The following is a 19714-nucleotide window of genomic DNA, read 5'->3' on the forward strand; positions in this document are numbered from 1 at the left end:
ACCCCCCTTCTTCGCGCTCTGCGATCCCCTGCCACCCTGCCAGCCCCGGCCGGTCCCAGCAGCGGGCCAATTCCCAACCCGTGGCCGTGCCCCGCGCCGCCGAGGGGGCTGGCTGCCGATGATCAGGGAGTCGGACCCGCGACCCGCCGTACGACACGCGGAACCGTTCCCTGATCACCGGGGTCGGGTGGGGGCACTCGGGTCAGGTGGGGCACTGGGGGCCGGGGTCGGTGAGGGTGGCGGTGAGGCGGTAGCGGCCGGGATGGGTGGTGCGCAGGACGGTCCATTCGGCGTGCGGGGCCAGGCAGGCTCCCGGCCCCTCGACCCGCAGCCAACGGGACCAGCGGAGGCGGACCAGGGTCTCCCCGGGCGTGGGCACGTCGACGGTCAGTTCCGCCGGGGTGGCGCGGACGAGTTGCGGAGCCGGTGCGGGGGTGCCGGGAGCGGGGGGAGCGTCCGGCGGATCGCCGCCGTCCGGCGTCGTGGACGGGGCCAGGGCGTCCACGATGGAGGGTGGGCCCGCCACGGCGTACAGGGTCCAGTCCGGGTGCTGCCAGACCGGTGTCAGATACGGCAGGCCGCCCCGGACCAGGTCCGCCTCCCGCCGGCCGACCCAGGACGGCTTCGCGCCGGCCAGCGCCACGTACCCGACGCCGTTGTGCCGCAACCACCGGCCGTACGAGTCGGCGTCGACGCTGCCGTCCAGGAAGAGCCGGTTGTGCGCCTGGTCGGCCTGGCGCAGCCAGCCCCGGGCCAGCGGCGAGGCCTGCGGCACGTACGCCGCCTCCCAGTAGTTGGCGGTCGGCACCACCTCGATCCGGCCGGGCGGCCGGCGGGCCAGCTCGGCCAGCAGTGGCCGGAAGTAGTCGCGGGACGCGGTCGGGTCCCCGGCCGCCCGCAGGTCGCCGACCAGTACCGGCGGTTCCACGACCGCGACCAGCGCCAACGCACCGGCCAGGGCGGCCCCGGCGACCCGGGGTGACCAGCGCCGGGCCAGCCCGACCGGCAGCGCCGCGTAGCCGACCAGCACCGGCAGCGCGAACATCGCGGCGAGCCGGGTCGCGTTGAGCCCGACTGGCGTCCGGACCGCGAACGCCAGCAGCACGCCCAGGGTGGCCAGGACCGCGCCGATCCGCACCGCGCGCCGGGACACCAGCACCGCGACGAGCGCGCTCGCGACCGCCGCCGTGACGGTGTCGGTGAGGCTGATGTTCATCCAGCCGCCCGCGCCGAACACCAGCCCCAGCCCGGCCACCGGCACCGCGGCCCCCACCGCCAGCACCGCGCCGTCGCCGACGCCGCGTGCACGCCTCAGGTGTGAATAGGGGGCCCTTCCTCTACCGAAAGCGATAAGAAGGGGCCCTTCCTTACCCAGCAGGGCGACGCCGGCGAGGCCGACGAAGAGTCCGGCGACCGGGCTGGCCGCGCCGGCCAGCACCGCCGCGACCCCGGCCCCGACCCGGCGCGGCGCCGGCCGGGCGGCGGTGAGCGCCAGCAGGGCGAGCAGTCCGAACGCCACCCCGACCGCGTAGGTGATCCGGCCGGAGGCGAGGTTGCCGGCCACGCAGAACGCCCCGACCAGCCCGCCGAGCAGCGGCCGGCGGGCCCCGGTACGCCGCATCAGCAGGGCCAGCGCCGCTGCCGACCCGACCAGCGCGATCGCGCCCGCCAGCCGGGGCCCGAGCGTGTCGCCGCCCAGCCAGCTCATCAGCGCCGGGGTGAGCAGGCTGTACCCGTGCGGCGAGACGCCCCCGTACCAGCCGAGGTCCAGCGGCGCGAAACCGTACCGGGCGAAGAAGTCGGCGCGGGCGACCTGCGCGGACAGGTCGGTGCCGAGCGGGGGCGCCAGCAGGAACGCGACGGCGAGCAGGCCGGCCAGGCCGACCGCCCCGAGCACCGGGTCGACCGGGCGGCGGGCCGGGCGCCGGTCAGGCATTGAGCACGCGCTCCGCCGCCGTCCGGGAGCGCCGGGCGGTGCGCAGGTAGTCGTCCAGGAACTCGCCGGGATCGTGGCCGCCGAGCAACCGGACCACCCCGGCCAGCTCGACACCGTGCCGGGGCAACTGGTCGCCGGTCCGGCCCCGCACCAGCATCAGCGCGTTGCGCACCTGGGCGGCCAGGGTCCAACCCGCGGCCATCGCCTCGGCGTCGGCGGCGTCGACCAGCCCGGCCGCGCGGGCGGCGGCCAGCGCGTCGAGGGTACGGGTGTGGCGCAGCTCGGGCCGCGCGCCGGCGTACCGGAGCTGGAGCAGTTGCACGGCCCATTCCACGTCGGCCAGCCCGCCCCGGCCGAGCTTGGTGTTGGTGGCCGGATCGGCGCCCCGGGGCAGCCGCTCGTTCTCCACCCGGGCCTTGATCCGCCGGATCTCGACCACCTGCTCACGGGTGAGGCCCCGGTCGGGATAGCGCACCGGATCGGCGACGGCCTCGAACTCCGCACCGAGGTCGGCGTCACCGCAGACGTACCGGGCCCGGAGCAGGGCCTGCGCCTCCCAGACCTTCGACCAGCGGGCGTAGTACTGCGCGTAGGCGCCGAGGCTGCGTACCAGCGGCCCCTGTCGGCCCTCCGGGCGCAGGTCGGCGTCGACCCCGAGCGGCGGGTCGGGCGCCGGCATGCCGAGCAGCCGGCGCAGTTCCTCGGCGATCGCCCGGGCCGCCGCGCTGGCCGCGTCCTCGGCGACCCCGGGCGGCGGATCGTAGACGAAGAGCACGTCGGCGTCGGAGAGGTAGTTCATCTCGTACCCGCCGAGCCGGCCCATCCCGATGATCGCGAAGCGGAGCCCGGGCAGTTCCGGCTGGGTCTCCCGGGCCACCCGCAGCGCCGCCCCGAGGGTCGCGTCGGTGACGGCGGAGAGCGCCGAGCCGACGGCGGTGACGTCGAACGGGGCGGCCCCGGCGGTCGCACCGGACGGGGCGACGGCACCGGGGGCAGCGGCCGGCGCCAACGGGCCGGCCCGGTGCAGCAGGTCGGCACAGGCCACCCGGATCAGCTCGCGGCTGCGCAGCGCGCGTACCGCCCGGATCCCCTCGGTCGGGTCGGCCGGTCGCGGCCCCGGGCCGCCGAGGTGCCGGCCGGCGGCGGCGGCCAGGCCGTCCCGCAGCACGCCGGCACCGCGCGGGGTCAGCTCGGCGTCCTCGGCGAGCAGCCGCAGCGCCTCCGGATCGCGGGCCAGCAGGTCCGCGACGTAGCGGGAGAGCGCCAGGGTACGGGCCAGCCGGCGGGCCACCGGCCCCTCGTCGCGCAGTAGTCGCAGGTACCACGGGGTGCCGCCCAGCTTGTCGGAGACCTGGCGGTAGCTGAGCAGCCCCCGGTCGGGCTCCGGCGCGTCGGCGAACTCCTGCAGCAGCACCGGCAGCAGGGTGCGCTGGATCGCCGCCGTCCGGGTCACCCCGCCGGTGAGCGCCTCGATGTGCCGCAGCGCCCGGACCGGGTCGGCGAAACCGAGGATCTCCAAACGTTCCCGGGCCGCCTCCGGGGTCAACCGCAGCCCCTTGGCGGGCACCCGGGCGACCGCCTCCAGCAGCGGCCGGTAGAGCAGCTTGACGTGCAGCCGGCGTACCTCGCTGGCGTGCGCGACCCAGTCGGCGCGGAACGCCTCGACGGCGCCCCGGCCCGGCAGCGCCGTGTAGCCGAGGGCGTGCGCCAGCCAGCGCAGCGCGGCGGGTTCCGCCGGCACGGTGTGGGTACGCCGCAGGTGCTGCAACTGGAGCCGGTGCTCGACGCCGCGCAGGAACCGGTACCCGCGCAGCAGCGCCTCGCCGTCGGCCCGGCCCACGTAGCCGCCGACGACCAGGGCACGTAGCGCGGGGATGGTGCCCGGGGCCCGCAGCGACTCGTCCACCCGGCCGTGCACGAGCTGGAGCAGCTGTACGGCGAACTCGATGTCGCGCAGCCCGCCCGGACCGCGCTTGATCTCCCGTTCCAGCTCCCGGGGCGGGATGTTGTCGATGATCCGGCGGCGCATCGCCCGGACGTCCTCGACCGCCTCCGGGCGCTCGGCCGCCCGCCACACCAGCGGGGCGAGCTGGTCGATCCACTCCCGGGCCAGCCCGGTGTCCCCGGCGGCCGGGCGGGCCTTGAGCAGCGCCTGGAACTCCCACGTCCGGGCCCAGCGCCGGTAGTAGGCGAGGTGGCTGCCGAGGGTGCGCACCAGCGGGCCACGGTTGCCCTCCGGGCGCAGCGCCGCGTCCACCGGCCAGGCGACCAGCCCGCAGATCTGGATCAGCCGGGTCGCGACCTGGGTGGCGGCGGTCAGGTCCTCGTCGGCGGCGGCCACGAAGATCACGTCCACGTCCGAGACGTAGTTCAGCTCACCACCGCCGCACTTGCCCATCGCCACCACCGCCAGCCGGGGCGGCGGCGTACCGTCCGGCAGCTCGCCGAGCGCGATGTCGTACGCGGCGGCCAGGGTGGCGTCGGCCAGCGCGGAGAGCGCCGCCATGGTCTGTTCCAGGCCCCGGCCGCCGCTCAGGTCGCCCGCCGCGATCCGCAGCAGTCCCAGCCGGTACGCCTGGCGCAGCGCGGCCACCCCCGGCAGCCGGCCACCCGCCCCGGAGCCGTCCGCCGGCTCGCCCGGACCGTCCGGATCCGGGTGCAGCAGCCCCTCGGCGTTCGGCGGCAGCCCGTCGGCGCCGGTACGCAGGGTCCGCCAGTGGTCCGGGTTGGCCATCAGGTGGTCGCCGAGCGCCGACGAGGCCCCGAGGATCGCGACCATCCTGCGGCGCAGCCCCGGATCGGTCCGCAGGGCGGCGAGCAGTGCCGAGGAGTCCCCGAGGCCCACCGCCGCGCCGCCCGCCGACCGCCGTTCCGCCTCGACGATGCGGTGCAGCTGGCGCAGCGCGAGGTCGGGGTCGGCGGCCCGGGAGAGCGCGCTGAGCAGCTCGCCGGCCGTCTCGTCGGCCGGTTCCTGGACCCCGGTGTCCCACAGTCCCAGCCCGTCCGGGCCGAGCAGGTCGGCGGCCCGGACGGCGCTGTTGCCGTCGCCCACGCCGAAGCCGTACCGGGCGAGGCGGGCGGGCGCGCTGGTCGGTCTGCTCATCCCGGTGCGGTCCTCACTGCCCGAGCAGCGGCAGGGTACGCCGGGGTTCCGGGTCGTCGAGCTGCCCGAGAGCCAGCGCGGCGAACCGGGCGGCGAAGGGCTGCCAGACCTCCTCCAGGTCGGGCAGCACCTCGGCGCAGGCGGCCACCACCAGCTCCGGGTCGTAGTCCAGCTCGGTCAGCACCGCCGAGTCCGACGCCCAGTCGGCGATCATGGCGGCGTCGCACTCGATGTGGAACTGCAGCCCCCAGGCCCGGTCGCCGAGCCGGAACGCCTGGTGCGGGTAGCGGGTCGAGGCGGCCAGCAGCACGGCGCCCCGGGGCAGCTCGGTGATCTCGTCCACGTGCCACTGGAGCACGTCGGGGATCATCGGCACGTACCGGAACAGCGGGTCGCCGTCGGCCGCGTCCCGCTTGCCCACCACGGTCGGGCCGATCTCCGGCCCGGCGGCGCTCCGCTCGACCAGCCCGGCGTGCGCGGTGGCCAGCAGCTGGGCGCCGAGGCAGATGGCCAGGGTGGGTACCCGGTACCGGACGGCCTTGCGGAGCAGTCCCTCCAGCGCCCGGAACCAGGGCGCGCCCGGCGTGCCGTCGGGCGCCGGGTACGGGTTCTGGTAGCCGCCGAGCACCACCAGCGCGGCGTACCCGGTCAGGTCGTCGGGCAGGACGTCGCCGGCGTACGGCCGGAGCACCTCCAGCCGGAGGCCGGCCTCGGTCAGCCACTCCCCCAGCCGGCGTGCGTCGTCCGTGGGGTCGTTCTCGATCACCAGCGCGGTCGCGGTTGCGGTTGCCACGATGTCGAGGCTAGCCGGTGGCCCGGACACCCCCGGATAGGCTCTGGGCCGGCAGCGGAGGCGAGGGCTCTCGGCCGCCAGCGAGCGGAGCGAGGAGGTGCGGTGTCCGACGACCAGGCCGTACGCCCGCCGGCGCTGCGTCCCGGGGACACGGTGATGCTGGTGTCGCCCTCCGGGCCGACCAGGCCGGAGCGGGTGGCCCGGGGCATGGAGCTGCTCACCGGCTGGGGACTGCGTCCGGTGCTGGCGCCCAACGCGTACGCCCGGCGCGGCTACCTGGCCGGGGACGACGCGCTGCGGGCCGCCGACCTGAACGCCGCCTTCGCCGACCCCGACGTGCGGGGCGTGCTCTGCACCCGGGGCGGCTACGGCGCGCAGCGGGTCGTCGACGCGATCGACATGTCGGCGGTGCGGCGCGACCCCAAGGTGGTCGCCGGTTTCTCCGACATCACCGCACTCCAGCTCGCGCTCTGGCGCGGCGCCCGGCTGGCCAGCGTGCACGGCCCGGGTGCCGCCTGGCTGGACGAGCGCACCCCGCCGGCCTCGGCCGAGTCGCTGCGCGCCGCGCTGATGGGCACCGACCCGGTGGTGGTGTCCCGGGTCCCGACCGAGGAGACCGCTGCGGTCACCGTCGCCGGCACCGCCGCCGGTCCGCTGATCGGCGGGAACCTCTGCCTGGTGGTGGCGTCGCTGGGCACCCCGGACATGCCGGACCTGACCGGGGCGATCCTGTTGATCGAGGACGTCGGGGAGCCGCCGTACAAGGTCGACCGGATGGTGACCCAGCTGCGCCGGGCCGGGGTGCTGGCCGGCCTGGCCGGGGTGGCGGTGGGGCAGTTCACCGACTGTGCGGACGGCTGGGCGGTGGGCGTGGCCGACGTCCTCGCCGACCGGCTGGGCGATCTCGGCGTACCGGTGCTCGGCGGGCTGCCGATCGGGCACGGGGTCGGCCAGCTCACCGTGCCGGTGGGGGTGCCGGCGAGACTGGACGTCGCCGGCGGCACGCTGACCGTCTCCCCCGCCGTGCGCTGACCGGCCACTACGCCGGTACGCCGAACACCCGGTCGAGCAGGTTGCGGGTGGCGCGCTGGAGCCGGGCGTCGACGAACCCCTCGGCGTACAGCCCGGCTGTCCAGCCCAGCGACCCGGCGGCGAAGACCCAGGCTCCGGAGGGCGCCCGGTAGAGCGTGCTGTGCTGGGTGTGCGCCTCGCCGAGCCGGGTGTACGGCGAGGCGGCGAGCACGGCCCGCTCGGTTGCCCGGGGAGTACGGACGCCCGGCATCACCTGGTCGGCCTCGCCCGCCACGATCCGGGGTATCCCGTCGCCGTCGCGCAGCCCCGTCCCCGCCCAGAACCAGTGCCGGCTGTTCCGTATCACCAGGGGCGCGGCGCCGTCGACCATGCTGACGTACTGCGCGCCGATCAGTTCCTGCTCGGGGCTGCCGGCGGAGCGCCACTGGGTCATCAGCGGGACGGGGCGACCGCGGCTGACCCTGGTCTTGGCGCAGTCGACCACCCGGTCGTCGGGTCGCCGGTCCGAGGTGCCGTACCGGATCCGCCAGTAGCAGTTGTTGGCGCCGAGGAAGACCAGAGCGGTGCCGCTGTCCCGGGCCGCCGCCACCACCCGGCGCATCTCGATCGTCCAGTACTCGTCGTGCCCGCAGAAGATCACCGCCCGGTACCGGCGCGGGTCGATCCGGCCGGTGTCCAGGTCCTCGTTGGTGGCGTAGGTGACGTCGTCGCCGTACCCCTCGATCCACCGTGTGAAGCCGAGGTCGTGTTGGGCCGCGGTGGGGATTCCGCTGTCCCGGTACGGGCGGTCGTGGCTGACCGCGCGCGACCGGGGTCCGGTGGTCTTCCGGCCCGACGCCTCGAAGCCGTAGTACAGGCTCGCTCCGGTGCGTCCGTCGTGCGGCCACATGTTGTACGCCTGGTAGGTGCTGGTCGGGATCACCACCAGGCCGGCGCTGGACTGCGCGGGGTTCCGCACCACGAACGGGACCCACCGGCACCAGCCGTCGGCGTTGGTCAGCAGCGCCAGGTGGTAGCCGCTGACCCAGGACCGGTCCACCCGCAGCCGCCAGCCGGGCTCCCAGTCGCAGCGCACCATCCGGCTCTCCGGGTCCACCGTCGGCGCGGCCTGGGTCCGCCCGGCCAGCCAGGGGCTCGCGGCGACGAGCCGCCCGCCGGCGCCGTCGTAGTGCCCCACCCGATACACCTCGATCCGGTACCGCTGTGCCGGGGCGACGGAGACGTGGAAGTCGAGGTCGCCGCCGATCTCGACGCTGGTCGAGGAGGCGTAACCGGCGATCTGACCGTGTTCGTCGTCCCCGAACCGGCGACCGTCGATGCTGAAGCCGGCGGTGCCCGCTCGGGCGTTCTCCCGGGCCACCTCGGAGGTTCCGGTGCCCGACACCCACCGGGCCACGGCAACGGCCACTCCCGGTCCCGCGTCGCCCCGGTAGTAGGGGTCGCGCGGCGGGGCCGGCGTACGCCTCGACTCCCACTGGTACCCGGCGCCTCCCGCCGCGGCCAGCGCGCCGCCGGCGCCGAGTACACCCAGGGTCCGGCGTCGGGACCAGCCCGGTGATCCATCCGTCATGTCGCTTCTCCCCCGTGACGAGCGCAGCACCCATCGCTGTCCAATGTGGACAGTGGTGGCACGCATGTGTTGCGTTGTCCGGACCGGCGTGGGGCCCGTCCGCGTTTGCCTATGTCACGTCCGGGGGGTGCGCCCGGTTGCACCGCCGGGTGCAAAGTCGGCCAGCCGATACCAGGGAGGTCCAGCCGGCGTCGGCTCGGCACGAGCACGACGGCATTCCGATCCTCCGGCCGGAGCTTCCGATTCTCAGCCCGCTGACAGCCCCCGCACGGGTACGGCCCAGCGCGATGCAGCACGGTCGATCCGTCGTCACATGTGTTCCAGGAAGGAGACGCAGATGAGCAGGTTGCTGTCGCGCAAGAGGGTGCTCGGCGGTCTGGCCGCCGCGGGGATGCTCGCGGTGGGCCTCGCCGCCCCGACCGCGGCTTCCGCCGAGGAGACGCCGTCGCCGGCCCCGTCCACGTCCGGCTCGGCGAAGCCCGACGGCGATACCGCCGGGGACCGCGACCGGCCCGGGGCGGAGCACCGGAACAGGCTGGCCGAGGAACTCGCCACCGAACTGGGCGTCCCGCAGGACAGGATCGAGGACGCGCTCACCAAGATCAAGGAACGAATGCGGGCCGAGGCGAAGGAGCGGCCCGACGCCGGGAAGGACGACGACCGGAAGGGCGCGCTGAAGGAACGGCAGGGCGCCGGAACGGCCGCCGAGCGGGAGGCCGCGTTCACGGCGCGGATCGACCAGGCGGTGAAGGACGGCAAACTCAGCCAGGAGCAGGCCGATGCCATTCTCGCCGCGGTGAAGGCGGGCGTGCTGCCGGGCAGGGCCGGCCCGGGGGTCGGCCCCGCCGGTGCTCCCGAGGACAAGCCGGACGCGCCGACCGAGAAGTAGCCACCCGGCCGGGTGGGTGGCGCGGGCGCAGACCCGCGCCGCCTACCCGGGCGCGGTCGACCTCAGGCGATGCAGGCGCAGACGATCAGCGCGGCGCCGAAGTGGGTCGCCGCGCTGACCCGGGCGGCCGGATGCGGCTGCTCGGAGCAGATCACCTCGCCGAGCTTGCCGGGGGTGAGCCAGTCGAGCACCAGGAAGGCCAGCGCCATGATCCCGATGCCGACCAGACCGAACAGGGCGGTGGAGGCGAGGCCCTTGGTGAAGGACGTGTAACTGGTCAGGATCGCGGTGAAGACGATCCCGGCGATGCCGAGCTGGTTGGCCAGCAGCAGCAGCGCGGCGTTGCTGTTGCGCTGCACCCAGATGAGGTCACGCAACCGGCCGGGGGTGAGCAGGTCCACCAGCCCGAACCCGGCCGCCATCAGCGCGATGCCCAGCGCTCCGAAGACGATACTCTGCCAGGCTCCCTGGAACAGATCCTCCACCACCGACTGTCTCCCATCGCGTCCATCGACGCCGCTGGGTCAGCGGCGTCGTCAGGACGATAGCCCGCGGGCGCAAGCCGTCCGCGGCCCCGACAGGTTAAGCGGGGGCCCCTCCTCTACCGAAAGCGATAAGAAGGGGCCCTTCCTTACACCTCAGAGCAGGCCGAGGTAGCGCTGCCGCTCGTACGGGGTGACCTCGCGGCGGTACTGCTCCCACTCGGCGCGCTTGTTGCGCAGGAAGAAGTCGAAGACGTGCTCGCCCAGGACCTCGGCGACCAGCTCCGAGCCGGACATCACGTCGATCGCCTCGGCCAGGTTCTCCGGCAGCGACTCGTACCCCATCGCCTTGCGCTCGGCGTTGGAGAGCGACCAGACGTCGTCCTCGGCCCCCGGCGGCAGCTCGTAGCCCTCCTCGATCCCCTTCAGCCCGGCCCCGAGCAGCACCGCGAAGGAGAGGTACGGGTTGGTCGCCGAGTCCGGCGAGCGGACCTCGACCCGGGCGGAGTTCGGCTTGCCGTACGCCGGCACCCGGACCAGGGCGGAGCGGTTGAGGTGCCCCCAGCAGACGTACGCCGGCGACTCGGTGATCCGGTCCGGCAGCGCCTGCGGGAAGAGCCGCTTGTACGAGTTGACCCACTGGTTGGTGACCGCCGTGTACTCCCGGGCGTGGGTGAGCAGCCCGGCGATGAAGGCCTTGCCGACCTTGGAGAGCTTCATCGGGTCACCGGCGTCGTGGAAGGCGTTGCGCTCGCCCTCGAAGAGGGAGAGGTGGGTGTGCATCCCGCTGCCCGGCTGGTCGGTGAAGGGCTTGGGCATGAAGCTGGCCCGTACGCCGGTGGAGAGTGCGACCTCCTTGACCATGTGCCGGAAGGTCATGATGTTGTCGGCCGTGGTGAGGGCGTCGGCGTAGCGCAGGTCGATCTCCTGCTGGCCGGGCGCGACCTCGTGGTGGCTGAACTCGACCGAGATGCCGATCCGTTCCAGGGCCAGCACCGCCTGCCGGCGGAAGTCCCGGGCCACCGCGTGGGTGGTGTGCTCGAAGTAGCCGCCGGAGTCGACCGGGATCGGCAGCGAGCCGTCGTTGGGGCCGTTCTCCAGCAGGAAGAACTCGATCTCGGGGTGGGTGTAGAAGGTGAAGCCCTTCTCCGCCGCCTTGGACAGCGCCCGCCGCAGCACGTGGCGGGGGTCGGCCCAGGAGGGGCTGCCGTCGGGCAGCAGGATGTCGCAAAACATCCTGGCGCTCTCTCCGCTGACCCCGCCCTCGAAGGGGAAGACCTGGAACGTCGTCGGGTCGGGCATCGCCACCATGTCGGACTCGAAGACCCGGGCGAAGCCCTCGATGGCGGATCCGTCGAAGCCGATTCCCTCGTCGAAGGCCGCCTCCAGCTCCGCGGGGGCCACGGAGACGCTCTTGAGCGTGCCGAGCACGTCGGTGAACCACAACCGGACAAAACGGATGTCACGCTCTTCCAGCGTACGGAGCACGAACTCCTGCTGACGGTCCACTTCAACCCCTCGCACACTCTGTTCGGACCGGCCCAGCCGGCGTCCGGCCTAGCGGTCCAGTCTTCACCGGTTCCGTTTCGTCGACGTTACGTGACCGAGACCGGAACCGATGTACGGGGTGACGCAGCGTGTCCGCTTGACGGATTTGATCCGCAAAAATACGGTACGGCCGATTCTCCAAGATCCCGGTGCGGCCGGACCCGGGGTGCGGCCGGCGCGCGGAATGGGAGACGGTCCGCTGGGGCAAGATGGGGGCATGCCGACCCTGCGCCTAGCCCTCGCCCAGGTAAACCCGACCGTCGGGGACCTCGCCGGCAACGCGTCGATCGTCCTTGAACGGTCCCGCGCCGCCGCTGCCGCCGGCGCGCACCTCGTGGCGTTCCCCGAGATGATGCTCACCGGTTACCCCGTCGAGGACCTGGTCTTCCGGGACTCCTTCGTCGCCGCCTCCCGGGCCGCCCTCGACCGGCTCGCCGCCGACCTCGCCGCGGACGGCCTCGGTGGCCTCGCGGTGCTCGTCGGCTACCTCGACGCCGACGGCCCGGCCAGCGCCGGGGCGGCGGCGGCATCGAGCCACGGTCCACGCAACGCGCTCGCCGTGCTGCACGGCGGCCGGGTCGCCGCCCGCTACTTCAAGCACCACCTGCCCAACTACGGCGTCTTCGACGAGGACCGCTACTTCGTCTCCGGCGACACCCTGACGGTCGTCCGGATCGGCGGGGTGGACGTGGCGCTGACCATCTGCGAGGACCTGTGGCAGCCCGGCGGGCCCTTCGCGGTCGCCCGCCGCGCCGGGGTAGGGCTGGTCGTCAACATCAACGGCTCGCCGTACGAGCTGAACAAGGACGACCTGCGCCTGCCGCTGGTCCGCCGCCGCGCCGCCGAGGCCGGCGCGGCGATCGCGTACGTCAACATGGTCGGCGGCCAGGACGAGCTGGTCTTCGACGGCGACTCGATGATCGTCGGCGCGGACGGCACGCTGCTGACCCGGGCCCCGCAGTTCGTCGAGCACCTGCTGCTGCACGACGTCGAGCTGCCCGGGGGGCCCGCCGAGACGCAGGCGCCGGCCGGCGACCGGGCCGGCACCACCCCGGCCGGGGTGGAGACCGCCCACCAGGATTCGGCCGGCACGCCGGACGACATGGCGATCACCCGGATCCACGTCAGCGACACCGTGCCCGCACCGGCCGGACCGGCGGCCAGCGGCGGCGTCACCGAGCCGGTCGTCGACGAGGGCGAGGTCTGGCAGGCGCTGGTGGTGGGGCTGCGGGACTACGTCGACAAGAACGGCTTCCGCTCGGTGGTGCTCGGCCTCTCCGGCGGCATCGACTCCGCGATCGTCGCCGCCATCGCGGTGGACGCGCTCGGCGCCGGGCGGGTCGTCGGGGTCTCGATGCCCAGCCAGTACTCCTCGGAGCACTCCCGGGACGACGCGGCCGAGCTGGCCAAGCGGACCGGGCTGGACTACCGGGTCGAGCCGGTCCAGCCGATGGTCGACAGCTTCCTGGCCAACCTCTCGCTGTCCGGGATGTCGGTGGAGAACCTCCAGGCCCGGGTCCGGGGGGTACTGCTGATGGCGCTGTCGAACCAGGAGGGGCACCTGGTGCTGACCACCGGCAACAAGAGCGAGCTGGCGGTCGGCTACTCCACCCTCTACGGCGACTCGGTCGGCGGCTTCAACCCGCTCAAGGACGTCTGGAAGAGCCTGGTGTGGAGGCTGGCGACCTGGCGCAACGCGGAGGCGGCCCGGCGCGGTGAGCCGGCGCCGATCCCGGAGAACTCGATCAGCAAGCCGCCGAGCGCCGAGCTGAGCCCGGGTCAGCTCGACACCGACACCCTCCCCGACTACTCCGTGCTCGACGCGATCCTGGCCGGCTACGTCGACGGTGACCAGGGCCGGGACGACCTGGTCGCGGAGGGCCACGACCCGGAGGTGGTGGACCGGGTGCTGCGGATGGTGGACGTCGCGGAATACAAGCGCCGGCAGTCCGCCCCGGGCCCGAAGATCTCGCACAAGTCCTTCGGCCGCGACCGCCGGCTGCCCATCACCAACCGGTGGCGGGAGCGGAGCTGACCCCCCGGCTGTGACAACCTGCACTCTTCTCTGCCGGTGCCGTCGCCCGCGGTGCGACGATCGGCAGTGACCCGGGGACCGTGAGCGCGGCCTCGAGGTGAGAGGAGACCAGGATGTCCGAGCAAGGGATCAACCCCGCTCCGGCGGAGGTGCCGACCCTCTACGGCGGGCCGGCGACCCGGCGGGTGCGTACCCGCGACCTGCTCGCCGCCAAGGAGCGCGGCGACCGGTGGCCGATGCTGACCTCGTACGACCAGTACACCGCCGCCATCTTCGAGCAGGCCGGGATCCCGGTGCTGCTGGTCGGCGACTCGGCCGCGAACAACGTCTTCGGTTACGAGACGACGGTGCCGGTCACCGTCGACGAACTGCTCCCGCTGGTCCGCGCGGTGGTACGCGCCACCAGCTACCCGCTGGTCGTCGCCGACCTGCCCTTCGGCTCGTACGAGGAGGGCCCGGCCCAGGCGCTGCGCACCGCCGTACGGTTCATGAAGGAGGGTGGCTGCCACGCGGTGAAGCTGGAAGGTGGCCGGTACGTCGCCGAGCAGATCCGGGCGATCACCGGGGCCGGCATCCCGCTGATGGCGCACATCGGCTTCACGCCGCAGCGGGAGCACGCGATCGGCGGCTACCGGGTGCAGGGGCGGGGCGAGGCCGCCGACGAGGTGGTGGCGGACGCGCACGCGGTCGCCGAGGCCGGCGCGTTCTCGGTGGTGCTGGAGATGGTCCCCGGCGAGGTGGCCAAGCGGATCACCCACGAGCTGCCGATCCCCACCATCGGAATCGGTGCCGGGCCGGACACCGACGCCCAGGTGCTGGTCTGGCAGGACATGGCCGGCCTGCGGTCCGGCCGGATGCCCCGCTTCGTCAAGCGCTACGCCGACCTGGCCGGCACCCTCACCGAAGCCACCCGCCAGTTCGCCGAAGAGGTCCGCGAGGGTGAGTTCCCCACCCCCCACCACACCTTCTAACCAAGATCCGCGTGATCAGGGAGCTTTTCGCGCGTGTCGACGGCGCGTCGCGGGTGCAGCTCCCTGATCACGCGGATCTTCAAAAGGGGCGAGGACGGGGGGCGGGCGGTGGCGCGGGTCAGAGGTCGGTGACCCGGATGCCGGCGTGCGCCCTGTACCGCTTGTTGATCGCGATCAGGTTGGCGGTGAACGCCTCGACCTGGTGCGCGTTGCGCAGCCGCCCGGCGTAGATGCCGCGCATCCCGGGGATCCGGGCCGCGAGCGCGGCGACCACCCCGACCAGCTCCCGGTCCTCGGTGCAGATCAGCACGTCCAGGTCGATCCGGTCGATCTCGGGATCGGCCAGCAGCGGCGCGCTGACGTGGTTGAACGCGGCGCAGACCCGGGAGTCCGGCAACAGCGCGGCAGCCTGCTGCACGGCGCTGCCCTCCTCGACCGGCAAAGGGTACGGACCCTGCTTGTCGAAGCCGAGCGGGTTGACACAGTCGATCACGATCTTGCCGGCCAGCGGTCCCCGCAACTCGGCGAGGGTGGCCCGGTGCCCGTCCCAGGGGACCGCGACGACCACCACGTCGGACCGGCTCGCCACGTCCGCGTTGGCGCCCCCGGACAGCGCGGCACCGGCCGGTATCCCGGGCAGCGCGCCGATCTCCTCCGCCGACGACACCGCCCGCTCCGCCGACCGGGAGCCGATGAGTACCCGCTGTCCCGCCCGGGCCAGCCGGTAGGCCAGCCCCCTGCCCTGGTCCCCCGTGCCGCCGATGATGCCGACGACCAACCCGGTCACGTCGGGCAGTCCGCTCGCGTCGTATGCCATACCGGCCATCCTCGCAAACGACCGGTCCGGGACCGGCTCGGCGGCTCGGCGGCTCGGCGGCTCGGCGGCTCGGCGACGAGTGGGACTCAGGCCCGTTCGAAGAGCACCGTGCGGCGGACCGGGTCGGCGGTGACCAGTCGCACCTGTACCCGCTCCCCCAGCGGCAGCTCGCCGGTGCAGCGCGCCCGTACCGGTGGCTCGTCCAGCGCCACCGTGCCGGCCGGGCGCCGGGTCGCCCGGGCCGGGGCCTCCGGGGCGGGCGTCGCCGGACCCGCCGGCGAGGTCGCCGAACGGGGTGCCGGAGCGGGCGGGTCCACGTCGACCACCGCCGCCTCGAACGTCTGGCCGAGCCGGTCCCGCAGCACGACCGCCTCGGTGAGTTCCACGGCGCTGCGGGTGGCGGTCGAGGCGACCCGGTCGGTCGAGGCCATCACCTCCGGCAACCTCGGCAGCGCGGCCCGGGCCCACTCCGGCACCGGGCGCCCCTCGTGCAGGGCGAGGCAGACCTCGGTGGCGTACCGGTCGGCGAGCCGGCGCAGCGGTGCCGTCACGTGCGCGTACGCGGCGGCGATCCCGCCGTGCTCCGGCTGCTCCGGGACGGCGCCGTCGAACGCGGTGTAGCCCGCGCCCCGCAACAGCTCCGCCGCGTGGTCGAGGAAGGCGGCACCGCGCGGTTGCGCCGGGTCGACGGCGGCCACCACCTGTCCCACGCTGGCGTCGGGCGGCCAGGGTACGCCCAGCCCGGCCGCCGCGACCTGGAGCCCCCGCACCGCCTCCGGCTTCGGCGCCGGCATCGTACGGAGCAGCCCGACCCGGCCGGCGAGCATGATGTCGGCGGCGGCCATCCCGGTGAGCAGGGAGATCTGGGCGTTGAAGTCCTCGACCGGCACCGGTGCCCGCAGCACGAGACGCCAGCCGTCGCCGTCGGGCTCGACCTCCTGCTCCGGCAACGGCAGGTTGATCGCCCCACGCCCCAGCCCGCGTGCGGTCAGCAGGGCGCCGATCTCGGGCAGCAGTGCGATCGGCTCGGCCAGCCGACCGGCGTCGGCGTCGGCCTGCACGCCCGCGTAGTCGAGCTTGGCGCGACTGCGTACCCGGGCCCGCTCCAGCCGTACCGAGACGGTGTCGCCGTCCGGGTCGAGGTCGATGGTCCAGACGACGGCGGCCCGGTCGAGTTCCGGAAGGAGGCTGGCCGCGCCCTCGCTGAGCGTCTCGGGGTGCAGCGGGATGTTCCCGTCCGGCAGGTAGAGGGTCTGCCCCCGCCGCCAGGTTTCCGCCTCCAGCTCGCCGCCGGGCCTGACGTGGGCCGCGACGTCGGCGATCGCGTAGTGCACCCGGTAGCCACCACCCGGCCGGCTCCGCAGACACAGCGCCTGGTCGAGGTCGCGGGAGGAGGCCGGGTCGATCGTGACGAACGGGATGTCCGTGCGGTCGGTGTCGGGACGGGGCGGGCCGGCCGCCGCCTCGTCGGCCTCGCGTTGCGCCGCGGGCGGGAACCGCGTGGGCAGTTCCAGCTCGCGGCGCAATGCGCTGAAATCGATACGGGGGGCGACTACGCGTCGGATCACCACCCGTCATTCCTACCAGTGCCGCCGTCCGGACCGGGTCAGCGCGCCGCGCGGATCCGGTCCGGCACCGGTCGGGGAGGCCGGACAGGCCCGCGTCCGGCACCGTGGCGGTGCCGGACGGCGATGCCCCGGCGCCCCCAGCCGGGATCGGCATCGTCGGCGTCCGACGGGTTTCCGGGCCGGAACGTCCCCGCTCCCGGGACGTCCCGGCCCGGACTCAGCCCGCCCGGCGGGTGGCCGGACGGCCGGCCTTGCGGGCCGGCGACGTGGCCGCCGTCCTACCTGCGGCGCCCTGCCTGCCCGGCGCCTTGCGCGCCGTCACCTTCTTGGCCGGCGTCGCCTTCGCCCGGGTCGCCGGCGTCGTACGTTTGGCCGTCGCGCGCTTCGCCGGGGCCTTCTTCGCGGTGGCCCGCTTGGCGGGCGCGTTCTTGGCGGTGGTCTTCTTCGCGGGGGCCTTCTTCGCCGGGGTCTTCCGGGCAGTGGCCTTCTTCGCCGTCGAGGTCGTCCGCTTCGCGGCCGAGGTGGCCCGCTTCGCCGTCGAGGTCACCCGCTTGGCCGCCGTGCCGGTCTTACGCGCCGGGGCGGTCTTCTTGGCCGCCCCGGCCGCACGCTTCGCCGGGCTGGTGGTGCGCTTGGCTCCCGCCCGGGTGGCCGGGGTCGTCCTGGTGGTGGCCTTCTTCGCGGGCGCCCGCTTGGCCGGTGCCTTCTTCGTCGCCGTCGCGCGTTTGGCCGGCGCCTTCTTCGCCGGCGCCTTCTTCGCGGCGCTCTTCTTCGCCGCCGACGTGGTCGTACTCCGCCGGGCCGAGGTGCTCTTGGCGGCACCTGCGGTACGGCTACCCGCCGTGGTCTTCTTCGCGGCAGCGCGTTTGGCTGTCGGACGGGCGGTGGCCTTCGTTGCTTCGGCCATCTGTGGTTCCTCCTTGCGGGACATGCTCTCGGGGGTCTCCTCGCGGAGCACCACGGAGTTCGTCGACGCGGGCTCTCGCCGCGCCGGTCTAGCGCTCCTCCCCGGCCCAGCGGGCGTCCTCGGCGTCCCACGCTTCGTTGCGCTGCTGCACCCGCTGCAGCGCCTGCTCCGCGTCGTTGGCCGAGGGATACGGACCGAGCACGTACCTCGCCGGACACACCTCGGCACCGGGCTCCACCCGGTGGTGCCGGGTGCACCAGAAGTACTGCGCATCGCTCCCGCTGTCGCTCATGGCATCACTGTGCACCGCAAACCGACAGGGCGCTACCGTTTCAGACAAAATGGCGGGGTGACTTCCACAGTAGAACGGATCGGATAAGCCCGCGCCGGAAACGTCGAACTGCGCCCGTACGGTGGAAAGCCTTTTGGGCGCAAGGGATTCACCGCCGTGAGCGGCGTTGCGACCCGCCGGGTCCGCCGGGCGCAGGGTGCGGAAAAAATCTGCCACCGGTACGCCCCGAAGCAGGGCTTCATCGCGCTGACCTGGCACTTCGCCGCCCCATCTTCGAGCACAATTCGCAGTGTGGGCACGATCCGGCGAACGCGCGAAACGGGACGGCACCTCCGTGTGCTGTCAATCCTGGGGCTGGCGATTCTGCCGCTGCTCGCCGCCAGTGCCGGGTACGTGGTCCTCGCTATGGTGCTGACGCCGACGATCGAGGAACGGGCGCATCGGGAAGCGGTACGACAGGCCGCGGTGCTCGGTGACGCGCTTGTGCGCGGAGCGGCGGACGAGGCGGCCGACATCGGCCGGAGCGCCGGCCGCGACCCGAACGTCGAGGTGCTGACCGTCGACGGCGCCGACCGGCGCGCGTCGCCCGGGGTGCGGCTGGTCTTCCGGGTGCACGTCGCGGTGTCCCGGCCCGCGATGGCCGGCCGGGCCAGCGCCGAGGTCGACGTCTGCTTCCGGCAGGTGCTCGACCGGCAGCGGGCGGACTTCTCCCGCACCGAGGTACCGTGTCCGGCCGTCGGTGCCCCGCCGACGCCGTCCCCGGAGGGCGAGCCGGTCCCAGGCGCCACTCCAGCCCGCTGAGACGCGCCGGGAACGCTGGTCTACCGTCTCCGCATGGCCATCCCGGATTACGTCCTCGGGCTGCGCAAGCTGGTCGGGCACGATCTGCTCTGGCTGCCCAGCGTCAGCGCCGTGGTACTCAACGACGCCGGCGAACTGCTCCTCGGCCAACGCGCGGACGACGGGCGCTGGTCGGTCATCAGCGGTTTCGTCGAGCCCGGCGAGCAACCGGCGCAGGCCCTGGTCCGCGAGGTGTTCGAGGAGACCGGCGTACGGGTCGAGCCGGAGCGGATGTCGAGCGTGCTGGCGCATCCGCACACCTATCCCAACGGCGACCGCTGCCAGTTCCTGAACATCGGCTTCCGGTGCCGCCTGCTCGGCGGCGTCGCCCGGGTCAACGACGACGAGTCGACCGCGGTCGGGTGGTTCCCGCTCGACGGGCTGCCGGAGGTCGACGAGCACTGCCGGGTGACCGTCGAGCACGCGCTCGCGCCGGCGGGGACCGGCACCTGGTTCGCGCCCGACTCCGCCGCCTTCTCCTGGGGGCGGGCGGGCGGAGGGTAGTCCCCCGCGCCGGCCTGCCGGCGCCCGGCGGACGGCAGCGGGTCAGGCGCCGACGCCCTCCGCGCCGGAGGACGGGATCCTGTCCAGTTCCGGGTCGACCTGGAGAGCCAGGTCGGGCTGCCCCAGCCAGTCCAGCCGGACCGACGCCGCGTCCGCCCGCTCCGCCAGCGTCAACCGCAGGCCGTACACGCAGAGCAGGAGTGCCTGCAGGGAGTCGACGCCGAAGGACGCCTGCACCGCCTCGTCGCCCAGGCCCAGGACCTGGCGGGGGCAGTACCAGTCCCCGCCCGGCAGGGGGTCCGGCAGCGGCTTGCCGATCTTCAAGACCACCGGCGTACGGCTGCCGTCCTCGGCGACGGCATCCACCAGCCGCTCGGCCACCACCTCGCCGAGTTCATAGCTGGTCGTCATGCGTCCCCCATCTCGT

Annotated in this window: 17 protein-coding genes; 6 read left to right on the forward strand and 11 right to left on the reverse strand. The window is 74.1% G+C overall.

The window, feature by feature from the left end; genetic code table 11:
• Positions 1-202: 202 nt before the first annotated feature.
• Genes ACQEUR_RS14015 through ACQEUR_RS14025 form a run of 3 tightly spaced genes read right to left on the reverse strand, consistent with a single transcriptional unit; the run spans position 203 to position 5832 of the window.
• Positions 203-1936, reverse strand: coding sequence for a hypothetical protein (locus ACQEUR_RS14015; protein ID WP_433030239.1), 1734 nt, complete (start codon positions 1934-1936; stop codon positions 203-205).
• Positions 1929-5039: a bifunctional [glutamine synthetase] adenylyltransferase/[glutamine synthetase]-adenylyl-L-tyrosine phosphorylase gene (locus ACQEUR_RS14020; protein ID WP_433030241.1), complete on the reverse strand. Its 3111-nt coding sequence runs from the start codon at positions 5037-5039 to the stop codon at positions 1929-1931. Before ACQEUR_RS14020 ends, ACQEUR_RS14015 begins: the two co-directional genes overlap by 8 nt.
• Before the next feature lie 13 nt (positions 5040-5052).
• Positions 5053-5832, reverse strand: a complete 780-nt coding sequence (locus tag ACQEUR_RS14025; RefSeq protein ID WP_433030243.1) for a type 1 glutamine amidotransferase — start codon at positions 5830-5832, stop codon at positions 5053-5055.
• Positions 5833-5988: 156 nt separating this feature from the next.
• Between ACQEUR_RS14025 and ACQEUR_RS14030 the strand changes: the two genes are divergently transcribed.
• Positions 5989-6864, forward strand: coding sequence for a S66 peptidase family protein (locus tag ACQEUR_RS14030; RefSeq protein ID WP_433030448.1), 876 nt, complete (start codon positions 5989-5991; stop codon positions 6862-6864).
• Between the two features lie 7 nt (positions 6865-6871).
• On the opposite strand, the gene ACQEUR_RS14035 is transcribed toward ACQEUR_RS14030, so the two are convergent.
• On the reverse strand, positions 6872-8434 hold the full coding sequence (locus ACQEUR_RS14035; protein WP_433030245.1) for a N,N-dimethylformamidase beta subunit family domain-containing protein: 1563 nt from the start codon (positions 8432-8434) through the stop codon (positions 6872-6874).
• A gap of 337 nt (positions 8435-8771) precedes the next feature.
• On the opposite strand from ACQEUR_RS14035, the gene ACQEUR_RS14040 reads away from it, so the two are divergent.
• Entirely contained in the window at positions 8772-9323 is a 552-nt protein-coding gene (locus ACQEUR_RS14040) for a hypothetical protein (protein ID WP_433030247.1), read from the forward strand.
• Between the two features lie 62 nt (positions 9324-9385).
• Here the strand turns inward: ACQEUR_RS14040 and ACQEUR_RS14045 are convergent, their stop codons facing one another.
• Together ACQEUR_RS14045 and ACQEUR_RS14050 are read right to left on the reverse strand one after the other, a co-directional pair.
• A complete protein-coding gene (locus tag ACQEUR_RS14045) occupies positions 9386-9811 on the reverse strand; it encodes a DUF350 domain-containing protein (protein WP_433030249.1) in 426 nt (141 codons plus the stop codon).
• Positions 9812-9961: 150 nt separating this feature from the next.
• A complete protein-coding gene (locus ACQEUR_RS14050; RefSeq protein ID WP_433030250.1) occupies positions 9962-11314 on the reverse strand; it encodes a glutamine synthetase family protein in 1353 nt (450 codons plus the stop codon).
• Positions 11315-11570: 256 nt separating this feature from the next.
• Between ACQEUR_RS14050 and ACQEUR_RS14055 the strand changes: the two genes are divergently transcribed.
• Both ACQEUR_RS14055 and panB read left to right on the forward strand, forming a co-directional pair.
• Positions 11571-13388 (forward strand): NAD+ synthase, encoded by a 1818-nt coding sequence (locus ACQEUR_RS14055; protein WP_433030252.1) that lies wholly within the window; start codon positions 11571-11573, stop codon positions 13386-13388.
• Between the two features lie 113 nt (positions 13389-13501).
• Positions 13502-14359 (forward strand): 3-methyl-2-oxobutanoate hydroxymethyltransferase, encoded by an 858-nt coding sequence (gene panB / locus ACQEUR_RS14060; RefSeq protein WP_433030254.1) that lies wholly within the window; start codon positions 13502-13504, stop codon positions 14357-14359.
• 118 nt (positions 14360-14477) lie between these two features.
• On the opposite strand, the gene npdG is transcribed toward panB, so the two are convergent.
• The 4 genes from npdG to ACQEUR_RS14080 all read right to left on the reverse strand — a co-directional run bounded on the left by npdG (position 14478) and on the right by ACQEUR_RS14080 (position 17943).
• Positions 14478-15176: an NADPH-dependent F420 reductase gene (gene npdG / locus ACQEUR_RS14065; RefSeq protein WP_433030256.1), complete on the reverse strand. Its 699-nt coding sequence runs from the start codon at positions 15174-15176 to the stop codon at positions 14478-14480.
• An 86-nt stretch (positions 15177-15262) separates the two neighbouring features.
• Positions 15263-16747, reverse strand: a complete 1485-nt coding sequence (locus ACQEUR_RS14070; RefSeq protein ID WP_433030258.1) for an RNB domain-containing ribonuclease — start codon at positions 16745-16747, stop codon at positions 15263-15265.
• Positions 16748-16961: 214 nt separating this feature from the next.
• A complete protein-coding gene (locus tag ACQEUR_RS14075) occupies positions 16962-17651 on the reverse strand; it encodes a histone H1 (protein WP_433030260.1) in 690 nt (229 codons plus the stop codon).
• Between the two features lie 88 nt (positions 17652-17739).
• On the reverse strand, positions 17740-17943 hold the full coding sequence (locus ACQEUR_RS14080) for a hypothetical protein (protein ID WP_433030262.1): 204 nt from the start codon (positions 17941-17943) through the stop codon (positions 17740-17742).
• A gap of 156 nt (positions 17944-18099) precedes the next feature.
• Here ACQEUR_RS14080 and ACQEUR_RS14085 point away from each other — a divergent pair, with 156 nt between their 5' ends.
• Both ACQEUR_RS14085 and ACQEUR_RS14090 read left to right on the forward strand, forming a co-directional pair.
• Positions 18100-18744, forward strand: coding sequence for a hypothetical protein (locus ACQEUR_RS14085; RefSeq protein WP_433030264.1), 645 nt, complete (start codon positions 18100-18102; stop codon positions 18742-18744).
• Positions 18745-18777: 33 nt separating this feature from the next.
• The gene (locus ACQEUR_RS14090) at positions 18778-19287 is read left to right on the forward strand and encodes an NUDIX hydrolase (RefSeq protein WP_433030266.1); all 510 of its coding nucleotides are present in this window, start codon (positions 18778-18780) and stop codon (positions 19285-19287) included.
• Positions 19288-19329: 42 nt separating this feature from the next.
• Here the strand turns inward: ACQEUR_RS14090 and ACQEUR_RS14095 are convergent, their stop codons facing one another.
• Entirely contained in the window at positions 19330-19698 is a 369-nt protein-coding gene (locus tag ACQEUR_RS14095) for a DUF6968 family protein (protein WP_433030268.1), read from the reverse strand.
• Between the last annotated feature and the right edge of the window lie 16 nt (positions 19699-19714).

Origin of the sequence: Plantactinospora sp. CA-290183, assembly GCF_050936375.1 — a bacterium.
Lineage (GTDB): Bacteria > Actinomycetota > Actinomycetes > Mycobacteriales > Micromonosporaceae > Plantactinospora.